Origin of the sequence: Cupriavidus sp. SK-4 (assembly GCF_000611125.1) — a bacterium.
GTDB lineage: Bacteria > Pseudomonadota > Gammaproteobacteria > Burkholderiales > Burkholderiaceae > Cupriavidus > Cupriavidus necator.
In genome coordinates this window covers 1-20,281 of sequence record NZ_JFJW01000003.1, presented here as the reverse complement: position 1 = coordinate 20,281, position 20,281 = coordinate 1, and the positions used below count along the sequence as shown (strand labels likewise).

General features: G+C 66.7%; 17 protein-coding genes and 2 pseudogenes. 12 read left to right on the top strand and 7 right to left on the bottom strand.

The window, feature by feature from the left end:
• Positions 1 to 282 precede the first annotated feature (282 nt).
• From CF68_RS00465 to CF68_RS00450, 4 genes are all read right to left on the bottom strand, one after another.
• Positions 283 to 1,362 (bottom strand): lipocalin-like domain-containing protein, encoded by a 1,080-nt coding sequence (locus CF68_RS00465; RefSeq protein WP_035815170.1) that lies wholly within the window; start codon positions 1,360 to 1,362, stop codon positions 283 to 285.
• The gene (locus CF68_RS00460) at positions 1,359 to 3,884 is read right to left on the bottom strand and encodes an FtsX-like permease family protein (protein WP_035815168.1); all 2,526 of its coding nucleotides are present in this window, start codon (positions 3,882 to 3,884) and stop codon (positions 1,359 to 1,361) included. Before CF68_RS00460 ends, CF68_RS00465 begins: the two co-directional genes overlap by 4 nt.
• A 3-nt stretch (positions 3,885 to 3,887) precedes the next feature.
• A complete protein-coding gene (locus tag CF68_RS00455; protein ID WP_035815167.1) occupies positions 3,888 to 4,583 on the bottom strand; it encodes an ABC transporter ATP-binding protein in 696 nt (231 codons plus the stop codon).
• Between the two features lie 316 nt (positions 4,584 to 4,899).
• Complete coding sequence (locus CF68_RS00450; RefSeq protein WP_035815165.1) at positions 4,900 to 5,964, bottom strand: VWA domain-containing protein; 1,065 nt, start codon at positions 5,962 to 5,964, stop codon at positions 4,900 to 4,902.
• Between the two features lie 74 nt (positions 5,965 to 6,038).
• Here CF68_RS00450 and CF68_RS00445 point away from each other — a divergent pair, with 74 nt between their 5' ends.
• The 4 genes from CF68_RS00445 to CF68_RS00430 are packed head-to-tail and all read left to right on the top strand — an operon-like array spanning position 6,039 to position 10,067.
• Positions 6,039 to 6,986, top strand: a complete 948-nt coding sequence (locus CF68_RS00445; protein WP_035815163.1) for a S1C family serine protease — start codon at positions 6,039 to 6,041, stop codon at positions 6,984 to 6,986.
• 12 nt (positions 6,987 to 6,998) lie between these two features.
• Positions 6,999 to 8,012: a MoxR family ATPase gene (locus CF68_RS00440; protein ID WP_035815161.1), complete on the top strand. Its 1,014-nt coding sequence runs from the start codon at positions 6,999 to 7,001 to the stop codon at positions 8,010 to 8,012.
• A complete protein-coding gene (locus CF68_RS00435; protein WP_035815159.1) occupies positions 7,990 to 9,012 on the top strand; it encodes a DUF58 domain-containing protein in 1,023 nt (340 codons plus the stop codon). The genes CF68_RS00440 and CF68_RS00435 overlap by 23 nt, the downstream gene beginning before the upstream one ends.
• A complete protein-coding gene (locus tag CF68_RS00430) occupies positions 9,009 to 10,067 on the top strand; it encodes a VWA domain-containing protein (protein WP_035815156.1) in 1,059 nt (352 codons plus the stop codon). Before CF68_RS00435 ends, CF68_RS00430 begins: the two co-directional genes overlap by 4 nt.
• A gap of 56 nt (positions 10,068 to 10,123) precedes the next feature.
• Here the strand turns inward: CF68_RS00430 and CF68_RS37865 are convergent.
• Positions 10,124 to 10,335, bottom strand: a pseudogene (locus CF68_RS37865) (ISKra4 family transposase); the annotation flags it as partial.
• Here CF68_RS37865 and CF68_RS00425 point away from each other — a divergent pair.
• A pseudogene (locus CF68_RS00425) lies at positions 10,305 to 11,035 on the top strand (adenylate/guanylate cyclase domain-containing protein); the annotation flags it as partial. The pseudogenes CF68_RS37865 and CF68_RS00425 overlap by 31 nt on opposite strands.
• Before the next feature lie 199 nt (positions 11,036 to 11,234).
• Here CF68_RS00425 and CF68_RS00420 read toward each other — a convergent pair.
• Positions 11,235 to 11,771 carry a GNAT family N-acetyltransferase gene (locus CF68_RS00420; protein WP_035815153.1) on the bottom strand — a complete coding sequence of 179 codons (537 nt, stop codon included), beginning with the start codon at positions 11,769 to 11,771 and terminating at the stop codon, positions 11,235 to 11,237.
• A gap of 199 nt (positions 11,772 to 11,970) precedes the next feature.
• Here CF68_RS00420 and CF68_RS00415 point away from each other — a divergent pair, with 199 nt between their 5' ends.
• Together CF68_RS00415 and CF68_RS00410 are read left to right on the top strand one after the other, a co-directional pair.
• Positions 11,971 to 12,900: an amino acid ABC transporter substrate-binding protein gene (locus CF68_RS00415; protein WP_035815150.1), complete on the top strand. Its 930-nt coding sequence runs from the start codon at positions 11,971 to 11,973 to the stop codon at positions 12,898 to 12,900.
• A gap of 188 nt (positions 12,901 to 13,088) precedes the next feature.
• Positions 13,089 to 13,400: a hypothetical protein gene (locus CF68_RS00410; protein WP_011617361.1), complete on the top strand. Its 312-nt coding sequence runs from the start codon at positions 13,089 to 13,091 to the stop codon at positions 13,398 to 13,400.
• 99 nt (positions 13,401 to 13,499) lie between these two features.
• On the opposite strand, the gene CF68_RS00405 is transcribed toward CF68_RS00410, so the two are convergent.
• On the bottom strand, positions 13,500 to 14,393 hold the full coding sequence (locus CF68_RS00405) for a hypothetical protein (RefSeq protein WP_035815147.1): 894 nt from the start codon (positions 14,391 to 14,393) through the stop codon (positions 13,500 to 13,502).
• 537 nt (positions 14,394 to 14,930) lie between these two features.
• On the opposite strand from CF68_RS00405, the gene CF68_RS00400 reads away from it, so the two are divergent.
• The 5 genes from CF68_RS00400 to CF68_RS00380 are packed head-to-tail and all read left to right on the top strand — an operon-like array spanning position 14,931 to position 20,206.
• Positions 14,931 to 16,670, top strand: coding sequence for a glycosyltransferase family 39 protein (locus CF68_RS00400; RefSeq protein ID WP_035815144.1), 1,740 nt, complete (start codon positions 14,931 to 14,933; stop codon positions 16,668 to 16,670).
• 27 nt (positions 16,671 to 16,697) lie between these two features.
• Positions 16,698 to 17,069: an EamA family transporter gene (locus CF68_RS00395; protein WP_011617364.1), complete on the top strand. Its 372-nt coding sequence runs from the start codon at positions 16,698 to 16,700 to the stop codon at positions 17,067 to 17,069.
• Between the two features lie 55 nt (positions 17,070 to 17,124).
• Positions 17,125 to 18,297 (top strand): DegT/DnrJ/EryC1/StrS aminotransferase family protein, encoded by a 1,173-nt coding sequence (locus CF68_RS00390; protein WP_035815139.1) that lies wholly within the window; start codon positions 17,125 to 17,127, stop codon positions 18,295 to 18,297.
• Positions 18,276 to 19,265, top strand: coding sequence for a glycosyltransferase (locus CF68_RS00385; protein WP_035815136.1), 990 nt, complete (start codon positions 18,276 to 18,278; stop codon positions 19,263 to 19,265). The genes CF68_RS00390 and CF68_RS00385 overlap by 22 nt, the downstream gene beginning before the upstream one ends.
• Positions 19,265 to 20,206: a formyltransferase gene (locus CF68_RS00380; protein ID WP_035815133.1), complete on the top strand. Its 942-nt coding sequence runs from the start codon at positions 19,265 to 19,267 to the stop codon at positions 20,204 to 20,206. Before CF68_RS00385 ends, CF68_RS00380 begins: the two co-directional genes overlap by 1 nt.
• Positions 20,207 to 20,281: the final 75 nt, after the last annotated feature.

Here is a 20,281-nt window from a genome sequence, read left to right as displayed (position 1 = left end):
CTTGTAGTCGTCCTTTACCAATTGACCCCTCCATTGCCCGGCGGCACTTTTCTTTACGCTGCCCGCAATCACCAACGAGTAGGGAGCACGCGGCGCGCTATTTGAAAATCATCATAGCGTGACGGAAATAGCAGGGCAATCGGCTTTCCTCTGGAGAAGGTCCCACCAAAGAGGGGGGGTGGCGAGAATCTTGCGGTTGAGGGAAATCGTGTGGATCGCCGAGCGAAGCGGCGGGCGGGCACTCCGACCGGCCGCTCCCAATTACCCGGGCCGGGCCTCAAGTCAAAGATTGAGGCGCTGGAAATACCCGGTCAGTTCGAGGTAGCCCCGTCCTACCGCCTTGCCTCCCCGCAACGCCGTCACCGCGCCCTCCCAATAGACCGCGCCGGTACTCGCGCGGCTATCGAGTTCCTGATCATCCATCAGCGGTACCAGTTCGAGCGTGAGACCGCCTGCGTTCAACCGCATGGCAACCGGATAGCTCGTGCCGGTACGAGGCGAGCGCCAACGGCGTGCCGGCATGAAGTTGACCTCGTCGGGAGCCAGTACCTGGACGCGACCGTCGCTGCCGCGCAGCGTGCCGCCGCCCCAGAACTTGCGCCCCGCCTTGTCCCGGATCTGGAAGGCCATCAACGCGCCGCCGTCATCCAGGTTGAGGCCGAACCAGTCCCAGCCGACGGCCTCGTGGGCCAGCAAGGTCGACGACCATTCGTGATCCAGCCAGGCGGTGCCGTGCACGGTTTCCTGCAGGCTGCGCCGCTCCAGGGTGCCGCTCACCTTGAGCCCCGGCTGGCTGTAGTAATAGCTCGCCTGGGCCGCCAGCGGTCCCTTGCGGCTGTATCCCCGTTCGCCCTGTAGCAGCAACCGTTGGGTTGGTTCCATTGTCAGATCGAGCGTGAAATCCCGCGCGGGAAATCTGGCTCGGTAGCGCCCCGTCGCCTCTCGGCGCAGCGACCAGTTGTCGATGTACACATCGGTATCGGCAGTATCGGCAAGCGCCAGGCCGAAGCCGCTTCGCGCCGCGCGCTGGTCGTGCTGGAGCTTGCCGGCCACGGGATCGCTCAGTGCGACATTGGCGAACAGCAGTTGCTGCGGCGCGAAGCGGCTTGGGTTGGCCTGGTCGAACGGCGGGCGCGAGCGGAAGAACGTAACCTGGAAGCCGAGCGGCGCTCCTGCCGGCGTCTGCAGCCAGCCGGTGGCATACCACCATTCGGTGCGATGGTCGGGGTGCGCGCCGTGGTCGCGTGGGAAGGCCAGGGTTCGGCCTGCGGCGACTGGCGGATAATAAGCGGGCGCTGCGCCCAGCGCCGCGGCCGCCACGCCGGAACCCGGCAACAACAGCAGGAATGAGCGCCTCTTCACCAATCCTCCTGAACCGCGCGCACTGCGCTACGCGACATCGCCTGCCGCCCGCTCGCCAGCGCAGCCAGCGAGGCCGCCGCCACCACCGCGCTCGCCACCTGGGCGAGGAATGCCCAGGGCATATGCAAACTCATGGTCCAGTGGAACGACTGCGGGTTGACAACGTAAACCAGGATCACGGCGATAACCCATCCCAGCGCAAGACCGGCTACCACGCCAAGCAGAGCGAGTAACGCGCCCTCCAGTGCCAGCATCGCGCCGATCTGCCAACGCATGAAGCCGAGATGCCGGAGCATGCCGAATTCGCGCGCGCGCGCCAGGGCCTGCGCACTGAAGCTGGCGCCGATGCCGAACAGGCCGATCACGACCGCTATGCCCTCCAGCAGGTAGGTCACTGCGAAGCTGCGGTCGAAGATTTTCAGGGTGATGGTGCGAATCTCGCCAGGCTCGGCGAAGGTAATGTGTTCACCGCCGGCGACGCTCTGGCGCAGCCTCTCCTTGACCTGCGCCGGGCCGGTGCCCTGCTCCAGCCACAGGGCGACGTCAGTGACACGCCGCTCGTCCGTGAGCCGCCGATAATCGTCCTGGCTGATCACGACCGTACCATGCTGGCGCGCGTAATCGCGCCACACGCCGCCCACCAGGAAGGCGACGGGCCGGCCCTGCAGCGGCAGCGTGATACGTTGCCCCGGGCGGAAGCCATAGAGGTCGACCATCGCCTCGCTGACCCATACCGCCGGCGGATCACCCGGCTGCGCCGCGACGGGCGCAGCCGTCAGCGGCAACCGTGCGCCCGGATTGCGCGGATCGATCGGCCGGGCAATGACCGTGACGGGGGGACGCTCGGGATCAAGCAGGATCTGGCTCGAACGTAGAAACTCGGCACGCGCAACGCCACGGACGCTGGCGATGGCCGCCTGGTCGTCAAGCGAGAAATACGCGCTGTCGCCGCTTGACGAAGCACGCAGATAGAGATCGGCCGGCAGGACATTGTGCAGCCAATCGTCCACCGAGATGCGGAAGCTTGACACCATGATCGCCATCGCCGCCATCAGGCTAAAGCTGGCGACAATGCCGGCCAGCGCGATGGCCGCGCGGCCCGGTGCGCCGGCGAGCTGGGTCAGGGCAAGCTGCGGCACAGCCCGTCGCCAAGAGGGCAGCAAGCCGAACACGAGATGCGCCAGCCGTGGCATCAGCAGGATGGCGCCCACCAACAACAGGGCGATCGCCGCATAACCGAAGACCGGCAGATCCGCCACCGGCCGCAGTGGCGTCAGCCCAAGCCCGGCTGCCATCGCAGCAAGCCCCGTCCACGGCGAGCGTAGCCGCTTGAGCGGTGTCTCCTCATCGCCCGCCTTGAGCGCCTGCGCCGGCCGCGCGCGTGCGGCCTCCCATGCCGGTGCGAGACTGCCGAGCACCGCCGCCGACAGGCCGAGCGCGAAGAAGATCAGCGCTGCCAGCGCGTCGAAGCGGACCTTGGGCTTTACACCTTCAAAGTAGCCACCGCCCAGATCGCCGCCCGCGTACCCGAGCACCGCGGCGGCGAGAACGAAGCCAAGCGCCAGGCCGAGCATCGCGCCGAGCGCGCCTTGAGCCGCGCCTTCCGCCAGCAGCAGCCGCAGCAGACCACCGCGTGTCACCCCCAGGGCGCGCAACAGTGCAAGCTGCGAGCGCCGCCGCAGCACCGAAACTGCCTGCATCGTGAACACCAGGAAGGCGCCTGTGAACAACGCCACCAGCGCAAGCACATTCAGGTTCACCCGATAGGCGCGCGACAGGTTGGAAGTTCGGCGCGCGTTGTCCTGCGGCGAACCCGCCACCACACCTGGCGGCAGCAGCGCGGCCAGCGCTTGCGCAAAGTTGCCCGTGTCCACTCCCGGTCTGAGCTTGACGTCGATCCGCTGCAGCAGGCCAAGCCGGTCGAGGCGCCACTGCGCCGCACCGATATCCATCACGCCCAGGCGCATGCCCTCGCCCGCCGCCGGCAGCGTGCCGGCAATACGCAGCGTAAGCGCGGTGAGCCCGACTTGTACGGTGAGCGGGTCCCCGGGCTTGAGATCGAGCCAGCTCAGCGCCGCCGGCGAAAGGAACACGGCGTCGGGATCGAGAACGTCAAGCTTGCCCGCGCGCTCCTCGGCTGGCCGCCCGATCAGATTGGGTGTCACAGGCGCCGCCCGGAATACATCGATGCCGAACAACGTCAGCGCACCGGTGCGCCCCGGCACGCGCGCATTGACTTCCACCACAGGGCTGGCCGTCACCACCTCCGGCAGACCCGCGATGCGCGGATAGAGCGATTCGTCGAAGCCCATGCGCGGCCCGCGGATCTCCAGATCGGCATTCCCCATCAAGGAGCGCACCGCCTGGGAAAACTCCGCCAACGCAGCGTGGTTGACCAGATGCACGCCATAGCCCATTGCCACACCGATGGCCACGGCAAGGATGCCGATGATGGCGCGTCCGGGATGGGCGCGCAATTCACCCAGAAGTAGCGCAAGGCCGAGCGAGCGCGGCGTTCGCATGGCTTAGGCGGGCACGTTCATCGGCGGCTGTGGCCCCAGCGGCGTCAATCCGCCTGGCATCAATTGCAAGACGCGATCCGCCGTCGCCGCAGCCAGTGCCGAGTGCGTGACGATAATCGCGGCCGTGCCGTTTGCGTTGACCAGTTCGCGCAGCAGGCTCAGCACCCGCGCGGCCGTCTCGTGATCAAGGTTGCCAGTCGGCTCATCCGCCAGCAGCAGCATTGGACGGTGTACCAGGGCACGCGCAATCGCCACCCGCTGCAACTCCCCTCCGGAAAGCTCGCGCGGCAGACTGTCCTCGCGCCCCTCAAGCCCAACCGCGGCGAGCATCTCGGCAACGCGCGCCGACGCCTTTTCCCGCTCGAGGCCGTTCAACAGCAGAGGCAGCGCCACGTTCTGCGCCGCGCTCAAATTCGGCAGAACATGGAAGGCCTGGAACACGAACCCCAGCTTGCGCCGCCTCAGCAAGGTTGCGGCATCGTCGTCCAGCTTGCCCAGGTCCTGTCCGTCGAACTGGATGCGGCCACTATCGGGCCGATCCAGGCCGGCGATCAGGTGGAGCAGCGTTGACTTGCCCACGCCAGATTCACCCATGACGGCGACATATTCGCCGGCGGCCAGCGCAAGACTGACTCCGCGGAGAACCGTGCGCGGTCGCGCGCCGTTGTATGTCTTGGAGACGTCGGTAAGGGTCAGCACAATGTTGTCAACCTCGCGTGGCGCGCCTCTCCGTGAAACCTGTGACGGGAGAGCAGGCACAAGCCATTCTGCCACCGTTGAAATGCATGGACTTGCCGAAGAAGGCCGCTAGAAGTCGGACGATTCCCACTGGGAACGGTGCAGCCACTTTGACATTTCCTGGCGCTGGTTCGCTTCGCAGCCGATCGGGGATTTCGACTGACGCAGTGGTAGGCCCGATCTATTGATCCTTTCAGATCCAGGCCGGAAATACACCCGCTGCGCCTATGGATGGCTCAGGGAATGAACCCGGCAGCTTCATCAACCGTGCTTCAGTTCATCGCCGGAACCACAAGATCGAGAGCCCGCACGCCACCCCCAGCAGCAGCACCGCTGCTGCCGAGAACAATGCGCTGATCTCGGTTTCCTTGCGCTCGAGCGCGAAGCGGGCGCTGAGCTGGCGATACACCTGGCTCAGGTCGGCAGCCGAGCCTGCCTGGAAGTACTCGCCGTTCGTTATCGCCGCTACCGCCCGCAAGGCGGGTTCATCGAGCTGCATGTAGTAAGCCATGCCCGACTCTGCCGCGGCTCCGCCCTGCGGCGTACCGAAGCCCACCGTATAGACGCGCACGCCGCGCTGGGCGGCCATGCGCGCGGCGTCCAGCGGGTCCGGGCCGGTGGTGCGGCGGCCATCGCTGAGCAGGATCACCGCACCGTGCCGATACGAGCCGGGCTGCGCCGCCGGCCGTTCCTGTTCGCGCTTGCGGACGGCGTCCGCCGCGGCGGCCTCTGTCAGCGATCTGCCGCCGGGCCCGGGTGCGAGCGACTCGCCGCTGAAAAGGATTGCTTCCAGGTCGATGCCATCGTCGGGGAACAACACTGCCAGCGCCTGGATCAGCCCGCTGCCGGTCGCCGTGCCGAGCTGGAGCTGGAAGCGATCGATTGCGTCGAGCATGTCCTGCCGGTTGTCGGTGGGGGGCAGCACCACGGTCGCGGTGGCGGCAAAAGAAACCATGCCCAGGCGTACGCTGGCCGGCAGCCCGACGATGAGATCCCGGGCAGCCTGCTTGGATGCGCCGATCCGGGTGGGTGCAACGTCGGTCGCCGCCATGCTGCGGGAGGTGTCCATGGCCAGTACCAGGGTGATGGTGTCGGACGGCAGCGTGATCGTCGCAGTAGGACGGGCGCAAGCCAGCAGGGCCACGCCCAGCGCGAGCAGGAAGAGCAGCGGCGGGATGTGACGCCGCAGTCGTTGGCCGGGACCCAGGGCGGCGCGCGGCAGCGCAAGGCTGGCATACGACAGCGCGATTTTCTTGCGCCGCGCAATCAGGTACAGGTAAGCGGCTGCCAGCAGGGGCAGCGCGAGCAACAGCCAGAGCATTTGCGGCCAGAGAAACTGCATGCAACTGCTCCTTGGCGCGTGGGTAAGACGATGGTACTGTATTTTTCACGGCGGGACGGGACCTCGGGGGCGGAATGAGACGGGTAACGATCTACGGATGGGTCTCGGCAGCGGTGGCGCTGGTGCTCGCGGCGGTCGTGGGCTCTGCCTGGCTGTTGCAGCCGACGCCGCGCGTCCTCAAGCAAGCCGACATCGACGCCGCCGTGCTGCACACGCTGGAAACCAAGCGTCTGCCTTCGCGCACAGCCAGGGCGGCAGAGGCGGTTCGCGAGTCGGTGGTGGAAGTTCGCAGCTATGCGCCAGCCGAAAAGGCTGCGGACAAGCCGAGGAAAGCGGCATCCGCCCCCCACGCCAAGCGTGATCCCCCTGCCACACGCCGCAAAGCACCGCCCGAATCGCCCCCGCTAGCCCCGCCGCCCTCGGGCGATGAACTCGCAAAAGGCGACCCACCTGACGGCAAGGGCGAGTCCGGCGGCAAGCGCACAGCCCGCCACATCGGTTCGGGGGTGGTCGTGACCGAAAGCGGCATCATTCTCACCAGCTACCACGTCGTCGCCGACGCCCTGCGCCTGGAGGTCAGGTTCCACGACGGCCACACGGCCGAGGCCTCGGTGGTGCAGGCATTCCCGGAGAAAGACCTCGCCGTGATCCGGCCCAATTCCATCCCCGACGACCTGCCGCCGGCGACGCTCGGTTCCAGCCGGAACCTCGCGCCCGGCACCGAAGTCGTCGCGGTCGGCTTTCCGTTCGGCATCGGCCCGTCGGTGTCTGCCGGCGTGGTGTCGGGGCTCGACCGCAGGTTCGTCTTGCCGGACGGCAAGCGGGACCTGGACAAGCTCATCCAATTCGACGCTGCCGCCAATCCGGGCAATTCCGGCGGACCGCTGGTGAATCTGGATGGCGAGGTGGTAGGGATCGTCACCGCCATCCTCAACCCCAACCAGAGCGGCACTTTCCTCGGCATCGGCTTTGCTGTCACGATCGAAAGCGCCGGCGCTTCCATCGGATCATCTCCTTTCTAGACGCGGGGGCCTATGAACGACCAAACCAGGGGCGCAGTGGACAGCGCCGAGTTGATGGAACGCCTGCTGTATGAGGTGAAGCGCGTGGTGGTTGGGCAGGACCACTTCCTCGAACGGGTGCTGGTGGCGATCCTTGCGGGTGGCCACCTGCTGGTGGAAGGCGTGCCGGGCCTGGCCAAGACGCTGACCGTCAAGACGCTGGCCCGGACCATGAGCGGCTCCTTCAAGCGCATCCAGTTCACGCCTGACCTGCTGCCGGCCGACCTGATTGGCACGCGCATGTATAACCAGGGCACGGGCGAGTTCTCCACCGTGCGGGGCCCGGTCTTCGCCAACCTGCTGCTGGCCGACGAGATCAACCGCGCGCCGGCCAAGGTCCAGAGCGCCTTGCTGGAAGTGATGGAGGAAAAGCAGGTCACCATCGCCGGCGAGTCCCATCTGGTGCCCACGCCCTTCCTCGTCATGGCCACGCAGAACCCGATAGAAACGGAAGGCACCTACCCCTTGCCCGAGGCGCAGGTCGACCGTTTCCTGATGAAGGTCCTGGTGGGCTATCCCAGTGAAGAGGAGGAGGCCGTCATCGTCAACCGTGTCACCGGCCCCAGCATCAGCGTGAGCCCCATCGCGACGCCCGAGCGCCTGGCAAGCCTGCAGGACGAATGCGGCAGGATCTATGTGGATCCGAGCCTGCTCCAGTATGCAGTGCGCGTGGTGGCGGCCACCCGCAAGCCGGGAAGCTACGGGCTGGAAGACCTGGATCGATACATGGCGTTCGGTGCCAGTCCCCGCGCCACCATCGGCCTGATCGAAGGCGCGCGCGCCCTGGCGTTCCTGCGCCGCCGGCACTATGCGCTGCCCGAAGACGTGGTCGACCTCGTGCCGGATGTCTTGCGCCACCGCCTGGTGCTCTCGTACGAGGCCATGTCCGACGGCGTGACTGCCGACCAGCTCGTCACGCGCATCCTGCAGGCGCTGCCGGTCCCGGAGCGCCCATTGGAATCCCATGTTCGGGCGCCTGCGCAATAGGCGCCGGAGCGGCCCGGAAGCCGCACCCGGTAGCACACCCGCCGGCACGGCGCTGGCCAGCGTCGACGCAAGGCAGACCGAGGCCTTGCTGCGCCGCCTGGAATGGACCGTGGTGCGCCGCCTCGATGGCCTGCTGCAGGGCGACTACCGCACGCTGTTCCGCGGCTTCGGGCTGGATCTTGCCGACCTGCGCGAATACCGCCCCGGCGACGACGTGCGGCACATCGACTGGAACGTGACGGCGCGGCTGCAGACACCGCACGTGCGTGAGTACGAGGAAGACCGGGAGATCTCCGTCTGGTTCCTGCTGGACCTGAGCGGATCGGTCGGTTTCGGTTCCGGCAGCGTGAGCAAGCGCGACCTGCTGAGCGACTTCACCACCGTCATGGCGCTGCTGCTGACGCGCTATGGCAACCGGGTCGGCGCCCTGCTCTACGGCGGGGCCACAGACGCGGGCGCGTCTGTGGTGCCGGCGCGCTCGGGGCGCCGGCATCTGCTGCACCTGCTCGACCGCATGCGTGCCACACCCGCCGCGTTGCCGGGCGACACCCGCTTGCGCGACCTGCTGGAGCGCGCACGGACGGTCGCGAAACAACGATCGGTGCTGTTCGTGGTCTCCGACTTCATCAGCGCCCCGGGCTGGCAGGCATCGCTCGGAATGCTGGCCCGGCGCCATGAGGTCGTCGCCGTGCGGCTGGTCGATCCGCTGGAGATGGCCTTGCCCGACCTGGGCCTGGTCGTGCTGCAGGATGCCGAAACCGCGGAGCAGATGTTTGTCGACACGCACGACCCGGCCTTCCGCAAACGCTTCGCCGCCGCCGCCCAGGCGCGCGAGGCCGAGTTGCGCCTGGCCTTCACCCAGGCCGGCGTGGCGTGCCTGACGCTGTCGACCTACGCCCGCCTGGACCTGGCACTGCTGGACTTCACCCGCCGGCGCCGCCACCGTCAAGGTGCCGCTGCGGTAGCAAAGCAGGAGAACGGGCCAAAGGAGGCAGCATGACCGATGCCATAAGCCGGCTACCCGTCTTCAGCTTCCTGTGGCCAGGCATGCTGTGGTTGCTCGCGCTCGTCCTCGTGCTGTCCGCTGGCTACGTATGGCTCGATCGGCGCCGGCGCCACGCCACGGTGCACTATCCCACCCTGAAATCCGTCGGCCTTGCCATCAAGGGCGGCGCGACCTTGCGTCGCCACGTGCCGCCCATGCTGCTCCTGCTGGCCCTGACCGCGCTGACCTTGGCCATCGCCCGACCCCAGGCAGTGATGCTGCTGCCCTCGCACATCGAGACCGTGGTCGTGGTCATCGATCTGTCCGGCAGCATGCGCGCACAGGATATCCAGCCCAGCCGCATCCGCGCCACCCAGCAAGCGGCCAAGGTTCTGCTCGAGACACTGCCCGCGGGCGTCAGCGTGGGAGTAGTCGCGATGGCCGGCACCGCCGCCGTGGCACAGGCGCCCAGCCGCAGCAAGGATGCCGCGGCCACGGCGATCGACCGCCTCAAGCCGCAAGGCGGCACCGCGCTGGGCAATGGCCTGCTCATAGCGCTGACGACGCTGCTGCCGCAGACGGCTGGTGACGCCGAGCGCCTCATGAACGGCGACACCGCGCCGCTGCAAAAGCCGGATGCATCCCGCAGCGGCGAAGCCGTGACGCCCGGCTCTTATCCCTCCGGGGCGATCGTCCTGTTTTCCGACGGCGAAAGCAACACCGGCCCGGCCGCGACGCAGGCGGCACAGCTTGCCGCCGCGCACGGCGTGCGTGTTTATACCGTCGGGGTTGGCACGACCGAGGGTGTGGTGCTCTCGGTCGATGGCTGGTCGGCGCGCGTCAGGCTGGATGAGAAGGTATTGAAGGAAGTCGCCAATGCGACAGCGGCAGAGTATTTCCCGCTTGCGGATGCCGCGCAACTGAAGAGGGTGTACCGGGCACTCAATATGCGGCTGGCGTTTGGCAAGCGCGAACAGGTTGAAATTACCGCGTTCTTCGCCGCGCTGGGGGCGTTGCTGGCCACGTGTGCGGGGCTGCTGTCGTTGTGGTGGTTCGGGCGCGTGATGTAGGCAGGGACTGGCTCTGGCAGCGGAATCAAATCCTTGGCTTAGCGAAGATGTGGCGGACCTTCTCGTAGCAGGAAGCTCCACATACGATCGGCCGGTCGGCGCTCCAGCTTGTGCACGTAGGCAAGACAATGCCCGCGGTCCTGATCCCGCAGGGACCTCCCGACGATCACTTCAAACCAGCCATCCTGGCGGCGCCCCGCCGAAGGCCGCCGCCGTCAATGCCGACCGCGTGGATCGGACGCGAGCCGGGAGACAATCGTTCGCCAGAGCGATGAGCTCAGGCGCCTTTATGAGAAGCTTGTTTGCGAGCAACAGGTCACCGAGCGCCGTCGCCCATCGCCGAGCGACTGAAGCTGCGTTCCGATCTCATCGCCGCCAGCCCGCCGGCGGAAGTCATCGCCGACAGGTTCGAGGCGGTCTCGGTGTTGTTCGCCGACCTCGTGCAGTTCACCCGATTTTCTCCCGGCCTGAGCCCCGAGAGACTGGTGGCGGTACTCAACGAGATATTTGCTGACTTTGACAATATCGCCGACAACCGCGGGCTCGAGAAGATCAAGACGATCGGCGACGCGTACATGGCCGCTGCCGGTCTGCCCGTCCCTGCGCCAGACCACGCCGTCCAGGCTGCTCACATGGCACTGGACATGATGGAGTCCCTGAGTCGGTTCAATGCGCGAAGCGGCTACGGCCTGCAGTTGCGGGTTGGCATTCACAGCGGCGCGGTCATCGCCGGCGTGATCGGCAGGCGAAAATTCATCTATGACCTGTGGGGCGAAACGGTCAATATTGCGAGCCGGATGGAGTCCCACGGTATAGCCGGCTGTGTGCAGGTCACGGAAGCCACCCGGCAAAAGCTGGGCAAGCCATTTGTGTTGGAAGCGCGAGGACCAATTGATGTAAAGGGCATCGGTGAGCTACATACATGGCTTGTAGCAGGAAGAGACTGTTCGTCGCTCGACACCGATTAGGGGGATCGTTCCCCTGGTAGAAAAGGCGAGACCAGACCGCCAGATGCGGGGGCGGCGCGGCACCCTTGTATGGATCGGGGCGGCGTGACCAGCCGGCGGAACTGGCTGCATAGGGCACCGGATCCTACCAAGGGCACTCATCTTCATTTGACAAAGCGGGACATATATTGGCTGATCGTCCCACGCTGCTCTCGCTGCCTTAAAGCGCAAGGGTCACCACGCGCAGCGTGGCATCGCCTGGACACGCTAAATCGGCAAACCCAAAACGTTTAGCCAGTCGCCGCATGGCGGTATTCGACGACAAAACATACCCTTCCATGCATCGATAGCCGCGGCTCCGCGCGATGTCGATCAGTGTGCCCAGCAGTCGGCTGGCCAGGCCGAGCCGATGCCAGTCATCGGCGACAGTCACCGCAAACTCGCAGGTATCGCTGCCCGGCGCCGCGGCGTAGCGTGCGCCACCCACAATAGACGACACCTTCTTTTCCGTGGCAAGCGCTACCAGCGCAAACTCGCGCTCGGCCGACGGATGCGTCGCTTGTTCGAGCATCGCTTCCGGCAACTGTTGCATGGCAGCCATGAATCTGGCGTAACGCGCATCGGCAGAAAGCCTGTTGAATGCCGCTAACAGGCCGACCTTGTCGTCTTCGGTAATCTCCCGCACCAGCACTTCCCGTCCATCGCGCAGGGGCACGTTGAACGGAACGAAGTTGGTCGCGCCAGACTTGTCTTGCATGGCAACGGTGTCGTAAGGAAAGCGAGTTCGTTGAATCACCCCCGCAGCATTTGATAGTAGCTGATCCCGACGGCCCATAGCTGGCAAGGCTTTCGGGGGCAGGAATTTGCTTATGACAACAATGTCCTTCGCCCGCTCAGATCAAGGGTATACCCTTGCATCTTTGCCGCATTGCGGTCCGCTTTCCAGTTTCCCCCGCATGCCTGCCTTCACCCTGTCCGCCCGACTCCTCCGCGCCCGCCGCTCGCTGGCCGCCGTCGCCCTCGCCGCCTTGTCCGCTGCCGCGCTGGCGCCGGCACTGGCCAGCACCCAGAGCCCTGTGCTCGACAAGATCCGCGAATCCGGCACCATCGTGCTCGGTTACCGCGAGTCGGCGCTGCCGTTCTCGTTTGCCGATGACAAGGGCCAGCCGGCCGGCTATGCGGTCGACCTGTGCCTGCGCGCGGCCGAAGCGGCGCGCCAGCAACTGGGCCTGAAAGACCTGAAGGTGCGCTGGATGCCGCTCACGCCGCAGAACCGCATTCCCGCCGTGGTCAACGGGCTGGTGGACCTGGACTGCGCGCCCAACACCAATTCGCTCGAACGCCAGAAGCAGGTTGCGTTCAGCGTCTCGCACTATGTGTCTACCGTGCGCATGCTGGTGCGCGCCGACTCGGGCATCCGCTCGTTCGGCGACCTGCGCGGCAAGACCGTGGTCACCAGCGCCGGGTCGACCGGCGACCGCCACGTGCGCCGCATGAAGGCCCAGTACGGCTACCACGACGTCTACGCCAAGGACCACGGCGAATCGTTCCTGCTGTTCGAATCCGGCCGTGCCCAGGCCTTCGTCATGGACGACGTGCTGCTGGCCGGCCTGCGCGCCCGCGCCAAGGACCCGTCGCAGTACGTGATCGTGGGCCCGGCGCTGTCGGTGGAGCAGAATGCGCTGATGCTGTCCAAGGCCGATCCGGAATGGAAGCGCCTGGTCGACCAGGCGCTGGCCAACACCTTTGCCGGCCCGGAGGTCACGGCGCTGCAGAAGCGCTGGTTCCAGCAGCCCATCGGCAGCCGCGGAATCAACCTGGCGCTGGCGCCGTCCGGCGAGGTGCGCGCGGCCTGGAAGCACCCGTCGGACGCGGTCACGGAGTAAACGGGCAAGCGGTCCCGAACCTCAATCGGGCTGGGGCCGCAATTCAGGGTTTCCATGAGGCCGTGGTGCCGGGGCAAGCCCCAAGTTGACAGCGATGAGAGATGTTGGCGACACTGGGCCGAGCCGTCCCGTGCAAGGGACAGGCCACCTACACGACCGCCCGACGGCGGCATTTCTCAGGAGAAACCATGAACAAGTTCGTCGCGACCGCGATCGCGCTCTGCCTTGGCGCCGCTTCGCTGGCCGTGCAGGCACAGACCGGCGGCAAGAAGCAGTTCGATCCGTATTCCCAGGGCGCCAAGTCGGGTGAGAAGTTCGACCCGTACAGCCAGGGGGCCAAGGCCGGCGACAAGTTCGACCCGTACAGCCAGGGCGCGAACAAGAGCACCCGCAGCGACCTGACCGACGCTTCCGCGCCGGCCGCCGAGCAAAAGCCGGCCAAGAAGTCCACCAAGAAGAAGAGCAAGAAGAAGGCCGCTTCGGCGCCGGCTGCCAGCTGAGCCGCAAGCGCCTGACGCAAAAAAACCCGCCTCGGCGGGGTTTTTTGNAAAAAACCCCGCCTCGGCGGGTTTTTTTGCGTCCTGCCCAAGCGCGCAAGCCTATGGCGCCTGTGTATCGCTCTCCAGCGCGGTGACATCCACGCGCTGCACCTTGTCATCCTGGCGCACTTCAGTGCGCAGCACGAAGGCGTCGGCCGGGCAGAACCAGTCGGTGACGTGCATCACGGTCGGCTCGACCTGCACCACTTCTTCGCCAACCAGCACCGGCCCCAGCGAGGTGCGCTTCTCGTAGGTGATCGGCAGGCATTCCTTGCGCCCCAGGACGGTATTGATCGTCTGCCGCTTGCCGACGTGGCGCGAGCCGATATGGATCGACGCATACTGTGCCCGCATGGTGCTGACCACTTCATCCGATCCCAGCGGGTAGACCTTCAGCGAGACGCTCGATTCAAAGGTCTCGCCCTCCAGCGTGGCGCCCTCGCGCAGGTCCAGGCCGGCGTAGTTGAACACGCCCATGCCGCGGAAGGCCGCCTCGCCGTACATGCGCGCGTAGCGCGCGCGGGCGTTGATGACGGCATGCTGGCTTTCGATGCTGGTCGGGCCGCCGGGCGAACGGCGGTCGATCACCACTTCATGCACCTGGGTGGTAATCACCGGCGGCCCCATCAGCGCCGACAGGGCAGTCTTGGAATTGATCTCCAGTTGGGCGCGGCAGCCGGTCGGACTGCGCGCCACATCGCGCAGGGTCATGCTGACCGACATTGGCATCACGCCGTCGCCTTCCATCTGCACATGCGAGCCGGAGCGGAACCATGGGGCACTGCACAACACGGCCGCCGCCGATGCCTGCGCCTGGCTTGCCGCGGCCTGCGCCACCGCCGCGCCGGCGCCCGGCAGCGCCGCCGCACCCTGGGCGCCGGCATGCTGCGCCAGCGCCATGGCCGCGCCCGCCACCAGGCCTGCCAGCCGAACTTGCTGCGCCTTTGTCTTCACATGAATCCCCGTCTAGAATGTCCAGGCGCCCCCGACCCAGCGCCCGGCCTGCCAGGCGACCGCCTGGACACTGAAATTATCGCGTTTTGTTGCATGTGTAACTCGGATTTTTCGCGCAGATCCTGTGGCAGGCGGTGGCCGGCGCGCTGGCAGTACTGTGGCTGATCGGTTCCTGGGCCATCGTGTGCTGCATCCTGCCTATCGGCGTGGCCCTGCGCCTGCGCCGTGCCCGCGCGGCGGCGGCTGGCGCGCAGCAGCTGGCCTGAGCAGCACTTCCCCTACCGTCGCCGCGGCAATCCGGCCGCCCCCGCAGGCCGTCTCCGGCACCCGCCGGGGCAGCCTGCCCACCGTGCTACCATTGCCGGCCTCGCGTGTGTCGAGGCGGCAGTGGCGTCCCAGGCGCATGCCAGCCTGCCGGCCGCGGGCGACTTGCCTGCCTGGTGTCCACCAACAGGCAAGGCCATGCGTTGTGATGGCTTCCCGTCACCGCGCGCCCCACGCAGGACCCTCGATCCGTCGCGCTTTTCCAGGAGATCTATGCGTAGTTCATCGACCTCGCGGGCTGCCGCGCTGTCCGTTGGAGCCACCACCGCCAGTGCGGTCGCACTGGCCAGCCTGTTTATCCTGCTGGTCTGGTTCGGCACCCTCGACATGCGTCACCTGCTGCGCTCCGATGAAGGCCGCTACGCCGAGATTGCCCGCGAGATGTTCGCCACCGGCGACTGGGTGACGATCCGCTACCACGAACTCAAGTATTTCGAGAAGCCGCCCTTCCACCTGTGGGTGACCGCGCTGGCCTACACGCTGTTTGGCGTGGGCGACTGGCAGGCGCGGCTGTGCGTGGCCCTGTCCGGCATCCTGGGGCTGGGCGTGTCGATGCTGGCCGCGGCACGCTGGTACGGCCGGCGCGTGGCGGTGCTGACGGGGCTGGTGCTGGTTTCCGCACCGATGTGGAATATCGCCGGCCACTTCAACTCGCTGGACATGACCCTGGCCGGCGCCATGGCGTGCGTGCTGGCCTTCATGCTGCTGGCGCAGCACCCGGATGCCACCAGCGCCGAACGCCGCAACTGGATGCTCGCCTGCTGGGCCGCAATGGGCGTGGCGGTGCTGGTCAAGGGGCTGGTCGGGCTGGCGCTGCCGGGGCTGGTGCTGGTGGTCTACACGCTGGTGACGCGCGACTTCCGCTTGTGGTGCCGCCTGCACCTGCCGGGCGGCATCGTCGCGATGCTGGTGGTAACGGTGCCGTGGTTCTGGCTGGTGTCGGAGCGAAATCCGGAATTCCTGCATTTCTTCTTTATCCACGAGCACTGGCAACGCTATACCTCGAACGTGCACCAGCGCGAAGGCGCGATCTGGTTCTTCGTGCCGCTGCTGCTGGCCGGCTTCCTGCCCTGGCTGGGCCTGGTTCCGCAAATGTGGAAGGCCGTGCGCGAGCGCGCCGGGGTCGCTCGCGGCACCTCGCCGCGGCCATTCCAGCCCGCCCTGCTGGCAGCGCTGTGGGCCGTGGCGATCTTTGTCTTCTTCAGCCTGTCTGGCTCCAAGCTGCCCGGCTATATCGTGCCGATCTTCCCTGCGCTGGCGCTGCTGGCCGGCGTGGCGCTGGACACATTGACGGAACGCACGTGGCGCTGGCAGGTCAATGCCATGATTGCGCTGGGCGTGGTCGGGCTGCTGGCGTGCCCGTTTGTCGGCATGATGGACAAGCCCAGCACGCCCAATGTGGTCTATCAAGAATTTGCAGTGTGGACCGGCATCGCTTTCGCCGTGATGCTGGCCGGTGCATTGCTGGCGCGCCGGCTGCTGCGCACGCGTGGGGTGTTCCCGAGCGTGGTGGCCTATGCGCTGGCGATGTTCATCTGCTCCACGGTGGCGCTGCGCGGTCACGAAGCCATGGGCCGGCCCAGTTCCGGCGCGGACCTGGTGCCCGCGATCAATGCCGTGCTGACACCGGACATGCCGCTGTACAGCGTGGGCATGCTGGACCACACGCTGCCGTTCTACCTGCGCCGCACCACCATCATGGTGGCGCATCCCGATGAGCTGGAATTCGGCATCGGCCAGGAACCGCAGAAGTGGATCCCGACCATCGATGGTTTTATCGCGCGCTGGCAGGACGGCAAGCGCGCGGTAGCGATCATGTTGCCCTCGACCTACAACGCACTGGCTGCGCGCGGCGTGCCGATGCACAGGATCGCCGGTGACCGCCGCCGTGTGGCGGTCACCAATTTCGCGCTGCCGGGCAATGGCCCGCGGACGCAACCCCCAGGACAGTAACCTGCAACTCCTGCACTACGCAGCGCCATGACGCTTTCCACCTTCGCTTTCATCCTGACCGGCGTGCTGCTCAATGCGGCTGCGCAACTGTTGCTCAAGGCCGGCGTCAATGCCATCGGCGCGATCACGCTGGACCGCGGCACACTGCTGGTGACGGCGCTGCGCGTGCTGACCCAATGGCCGGTGCTGGCCGGGCTGACGCTGTACGTGGTCAGCGTGGGGGTGTGGATCGTGGGGCTGTCGCGCGTTGACGTGTCGATCGCCTACCCGATGCTGTCGCTCGGCTATGTGGTCAATGCGCTGGCCGCCTGGTGGCTGTTCGGCGAGATGATCGGCCCCTTGCGCGTGGCCGGCATCCTGCTGATACTGGCGGGCGTCTTCCTGATCGCCCGCTCATGACGCGCCTGCCCGCACGCCGCCAGGTCCGACACCGACCGTTCTTCTTCGCCCTGCCATGACCGCATCTGCCCCTGAATTCCTGCCTTTTGTCCGGCCTGACATCGACGCTGCCGCCATTGCCGAAGTCGGCAAGGTGCTGGCCTCGGGCTGGATCACCTCCGGCCCGAAGATGCAGGCCTTCGAGGCCGCGCTGTCGGACCTGTTCGGCGGACGCCCGGTGCGCACCTTCGCCAACGGCTCGGCAACGATGGAAATCGCGCTGCGCATTGCCGATATCGGGCCGGGCGATGAGGTCATCACCACGCCAATCACCTGGGTCGCCACTGCCAACGTGGTGCTGGCAGTGGGCGCGCGGCCGGTGTTCGTCGACATCGACCCGCGCACGCGCAATCTCGACCTGGATGCCGTCGAGGCCGCGATCACGCCGCGCACGCGCGCCATCATGCCGGTGTACCTGTCGGGGCTGCCGGTGGACATGGACCGCCTGTACGCCATTGCCAGCAAGCACGGGCTGCGCGTGATCGAGGATGCCGCGCAGGCAATCGACTCGCGCTGGCGCGGCCAGCGCATCGGCGCCTTTGGCGACCTGGTCAGCTTCAGCTTCCAGGCCAACAAGAACATTACCACCATCGAAGGCGGCTGCCTGGTGATGAACACGCCCGAAGAAGCCGTGCGCGCCGAGCGCCTGCGGCTGCAGGGCGTGATCCGCACCGGCATGGATGGCATGGATGTCGAAGAGCCCGGCGGCAAGTTCAACCTGACCGACGTCAACGCCGCCGTTGGCCTGGCGCAGCTGGGCAAGCTTGATGCCATCACCGCGCGCCGCGCCGAGCTGGCCGAGACGTATTTCCGCTGTGCCGCCGACAGCGGCCTGGAAGCGCTGGGCATCGAGCTGCCGCAAGCGCTGGATGCACACGATGCCACCACCAACTGGCATATGTTCCAGGTGGTGCTGCCGACCGAGCGCCTGCAAGGCGGCCCGGCCCAGGCGCGCCAGCAGGTCATGGAAGCCCTGCGCGAACGCGGCATCGGCACCGGCGTGCACTACCCGCCCATTCATCTTTTCACCTACTACCGCTCGCTCGGCTGGCGCGAAGGCATGCTGCCGCATGCCGAACGCATCGGGCGCGGCATCGTCACGCTGCCGCTGTTTCCCGCGATGCAAGCCGCCGATGTCGAGCGGGTCTGTGCAATCCTCAGCGAAACATGCAAACGTCTCTCCAAATGAGCCCGGTCGAAGTCTCGGTCGTCATTCCGGTCTACAACGAAGAAGACGGGCTGCAAGCCCTGTTCGACCGCCTCTACCCGGCGCTGGATGGCCTCGGCGAGTCGTACGAGATCATCTTCATCAATGACGGCAGCGTCGATCGCTCGGCGCAGATGCTGGCGGCGCAGTTCCACAAGCGCCCGGATGTGACCCGGGTGGTGCTGTTCGCCGGCAACTTCGGCCAGCATATGGCGATCCTGGCGGGCTTCGAGCAGACCCGCGGCAAGATCGTGATCACGCTGGACGCCGACCTGCAGAACCCGCCGGAAGAAATCCCGCGCCTGGTCGAAGCCATGCGCGCCGGCCACGACTACGTCGGCACCATCCGCCGCCAGCGCAACGACACCGCGTTCCGCCGCTATGCCTCGCGCGCGATGAACCGACTGCGCGAGCGCATCACCAAGATCCGCATGACGGACCAGGGCTGCATGCTACGCGCCTATGACCGCAACGTGGTCGACACGATCAATGCCTGCCGCGAGGTCAACACCTTCATCCCCGCGCTGGCCTATACCTTCGCCTCGAATCCCGTGGAAATCGAAGTCGGCCACGAGCAGCGCTTTGCGGGCGAATCCAAGTATTCGCTGTACCAGCTGATCCGCCTGAACTTTGACCTCGTGACCGGCTTCTCGATCGTGCCGCTGCAGTGGTTCTCGGCGATCGGCACGATCCTGTCGCTGCTCTCGGGCGTGCTGTTCGTGGTGCTGCTGCTGCGGCGCTTCGTGCTTGGCTCAGAAGTGCAGGGCGTGTTCACGCTGTTCGCCATGAACTTCTTCCTGATCGGCATCCTGCTGTTCGGCGTGGGCCTGCTGGGCGAATACGTCGGCCGCATCCACCAGGAAGTGCGCGACCGCCCGCGCTACCGCATCAAGGCGGTGCTGGAAGCGGACCAGCGTGTCACGCCGGCTGGCGCGGGCGCGGAGCGATGATGCGCGCCGTCGTCTTCGGCTACCACAATGTCGGCGACCGCTGCCTGCGCGTGCTGCATGCGCGCGGCGTGGACGTTGCGCTGGTGATCACGCACCGCGACCGCCCCGACGAGAACATCTGGTTCCGCCGCGTCGCCGACACCGCCGCCGAGCTGGGCATCCCCTTCGTCTATGGCGAGGACCCTGCCGATCCCGCGATCGCCCAGGCTGTGCGCGACGCGCACCCGGACGTGATCTTCTCGTTCTACTACCGCTCCATGATCCCGGCGGACGTGCTGGCGCTGGCCCCCGGCGGCGCCTTCAACATGCACGGCTCGCTGCTGCCCAAGTACCGCGGCCGCGTGCCGGTGAACTGGGCGGTGCTGCACGGCGAGACCGAGACCGGCGCCACGCTGCACGCCATGGAAGCCAGGCCTGACGCGGGCTATATCGTCGACCAGACCGCGGTGCCGATCCTGCCGGACGACACTGCCGGCGAAGTCTTCGAGAAAGTCACCGTTGCCGCCGAGCAGACGCTGTGGCGCGCCCTGCCCGCGATGATCGCCGGGCAGACGCCGCAACACCCCAACCGGCTGGCCGAGGGCAGTTACTTCTCGGGGCGCAAGCCGGAAGACGGCCGCATCGACTGGAGCCGCCCGGCCGCCGAGGTCTACAACCTTGTGCGCGCCGTCGCGCCGCCCTATCCCGGCGCCTTTACCGACCTTGCCGGGGACCGCTTCATTGTGGCGCAGGCGCGCCGGCCGCTGCCGGACCTTGCGCTGGCGCTGCCCGCCGGCACGGCGCCCGGCCTGCATGTGCACGATGGCCAGATCATCGGCCTGTGCGGCGACGGCGGCCTGGTCATGGTCACCCGATTGCTGGCACAGGATGGCTCGGCACTCACGCCGCAAGCCCTCGCCAAACTTATCCATACCGAACCATCCAACGAGGAAAGCCGATGAAAAAGGTCCTGATTCTTGGCGTCAACGGCTTCATCGGCCACCACCTGACGCGCCGCATCCTGGAAACCACGCCGT

What these genes read in the sequence shown, in the direction of transcription:
- CF68_RS00460 (WP_035815168.1), bottom strand. Translation starts at nt 3,884, where the DNA reads ATGCGAACGCCGCGCTCGCTCGGCCTTGCGCTACTTCTGGGTGAATTG.
- CF68_RS00450 (WP_035815165.1), bottom strand. Translation starts at nt 5,964, where the DNA reads ATGCAGTTTCTCTGGCCGCAAATGCTCTGGCTGTTGCTCGCGCTGCCC.
- CF68_RS00445 (WP_035815163.1), top strand. Translation starts at nt 6,039, where the DNA reads ATGAGACGGGTAACGATCTACGGATGGGTCTCGGCAGCGGTGGCGCTG.
- CF68_RS00440 (WP_035815161.1), top strand. Translation starts at nt 6,999, where the DNA reads ATGAACGACCAAACCAGGGGCGCAGTGGACAGCGCCGAGTTGATGGAA.
- CF68_RS00435 (WP_035815159.1), top strand. Translation starts at nt 7,990, where the DNA reads ATGTTCGGGCGCCTGCGCAATAGGCGCCGGAGCGGCCCGGAAGCCGCA.
- CF68_RS00430 (WP_035815156.1), top strand. Translation starts at nt 9,009, where the DNA reads ATGACCGATGCCATAAGCCGGCTACCCGTCTTCAGCTTCCTGTGGCCA.
- CF68_RS00420 (WP_035815153.1), bottom strand. Translation starts at nt 11,771, where the DNA reads ATGCAAGACAAGTCTGGCGCGACCAACTTCGTTCCGTTCAACGTGCCC.
- CF68_RS00415 (WP_035815150.1), top strand. Translation starts at nt 11,971, where the DNA reads ATGCCTGCCTTCACCCTGTCCGCCCGACTCCTCCGCGCCCGCCGCTCG.
- CF68_RS00410 (WP_011617361.1), top strand. Translation starts at nt 13,089, where the DNA reads ATGAACAAGTTCGTCGCGACCGCGATCGCGCTCTGCCTTGGCGCCGCT.
- CF68_RS00400 (WP_035815144.1), top strand. Translation starts at nt 14,931, where the DNA reads ATGCGTAGTTCATCGACCTCGCGGGCTGCCGCGCTGTCCGTTGGAGCC.
- CF68_RS00395 (WP_011617364.1), top strand. Translation starts at nt 16,698, where the DNA reads ATGACGCTTTCCACCTTCGCTTTCATCCTGACCGGCGTGCTGCTCAAT.
- CF68_RS00390 (WP_035815139.1), top strand. Translation starts at nt 17,125, where the DNA reads ATGACCGCATCTGCCCCTGAATTCCTGCCTTTTGTCCGGCCTGACATC.
- CF68_RS00385 (WP_035815136.1), top strand. Translation starts at nt 18,276, where the DNA reads ATGCAAACGTCTCTCCAAATGAGCCCGGTCGAAGTCTCGGTCGTCATT.
- CF68_RS00380 (WP_035815133.1), top strand. Translation starts at nt 19,265, where the DNA reads ATGCGCGCCGTCGTCTTCGGCTACCACAATGTCGGCGACCGCTGCCTG.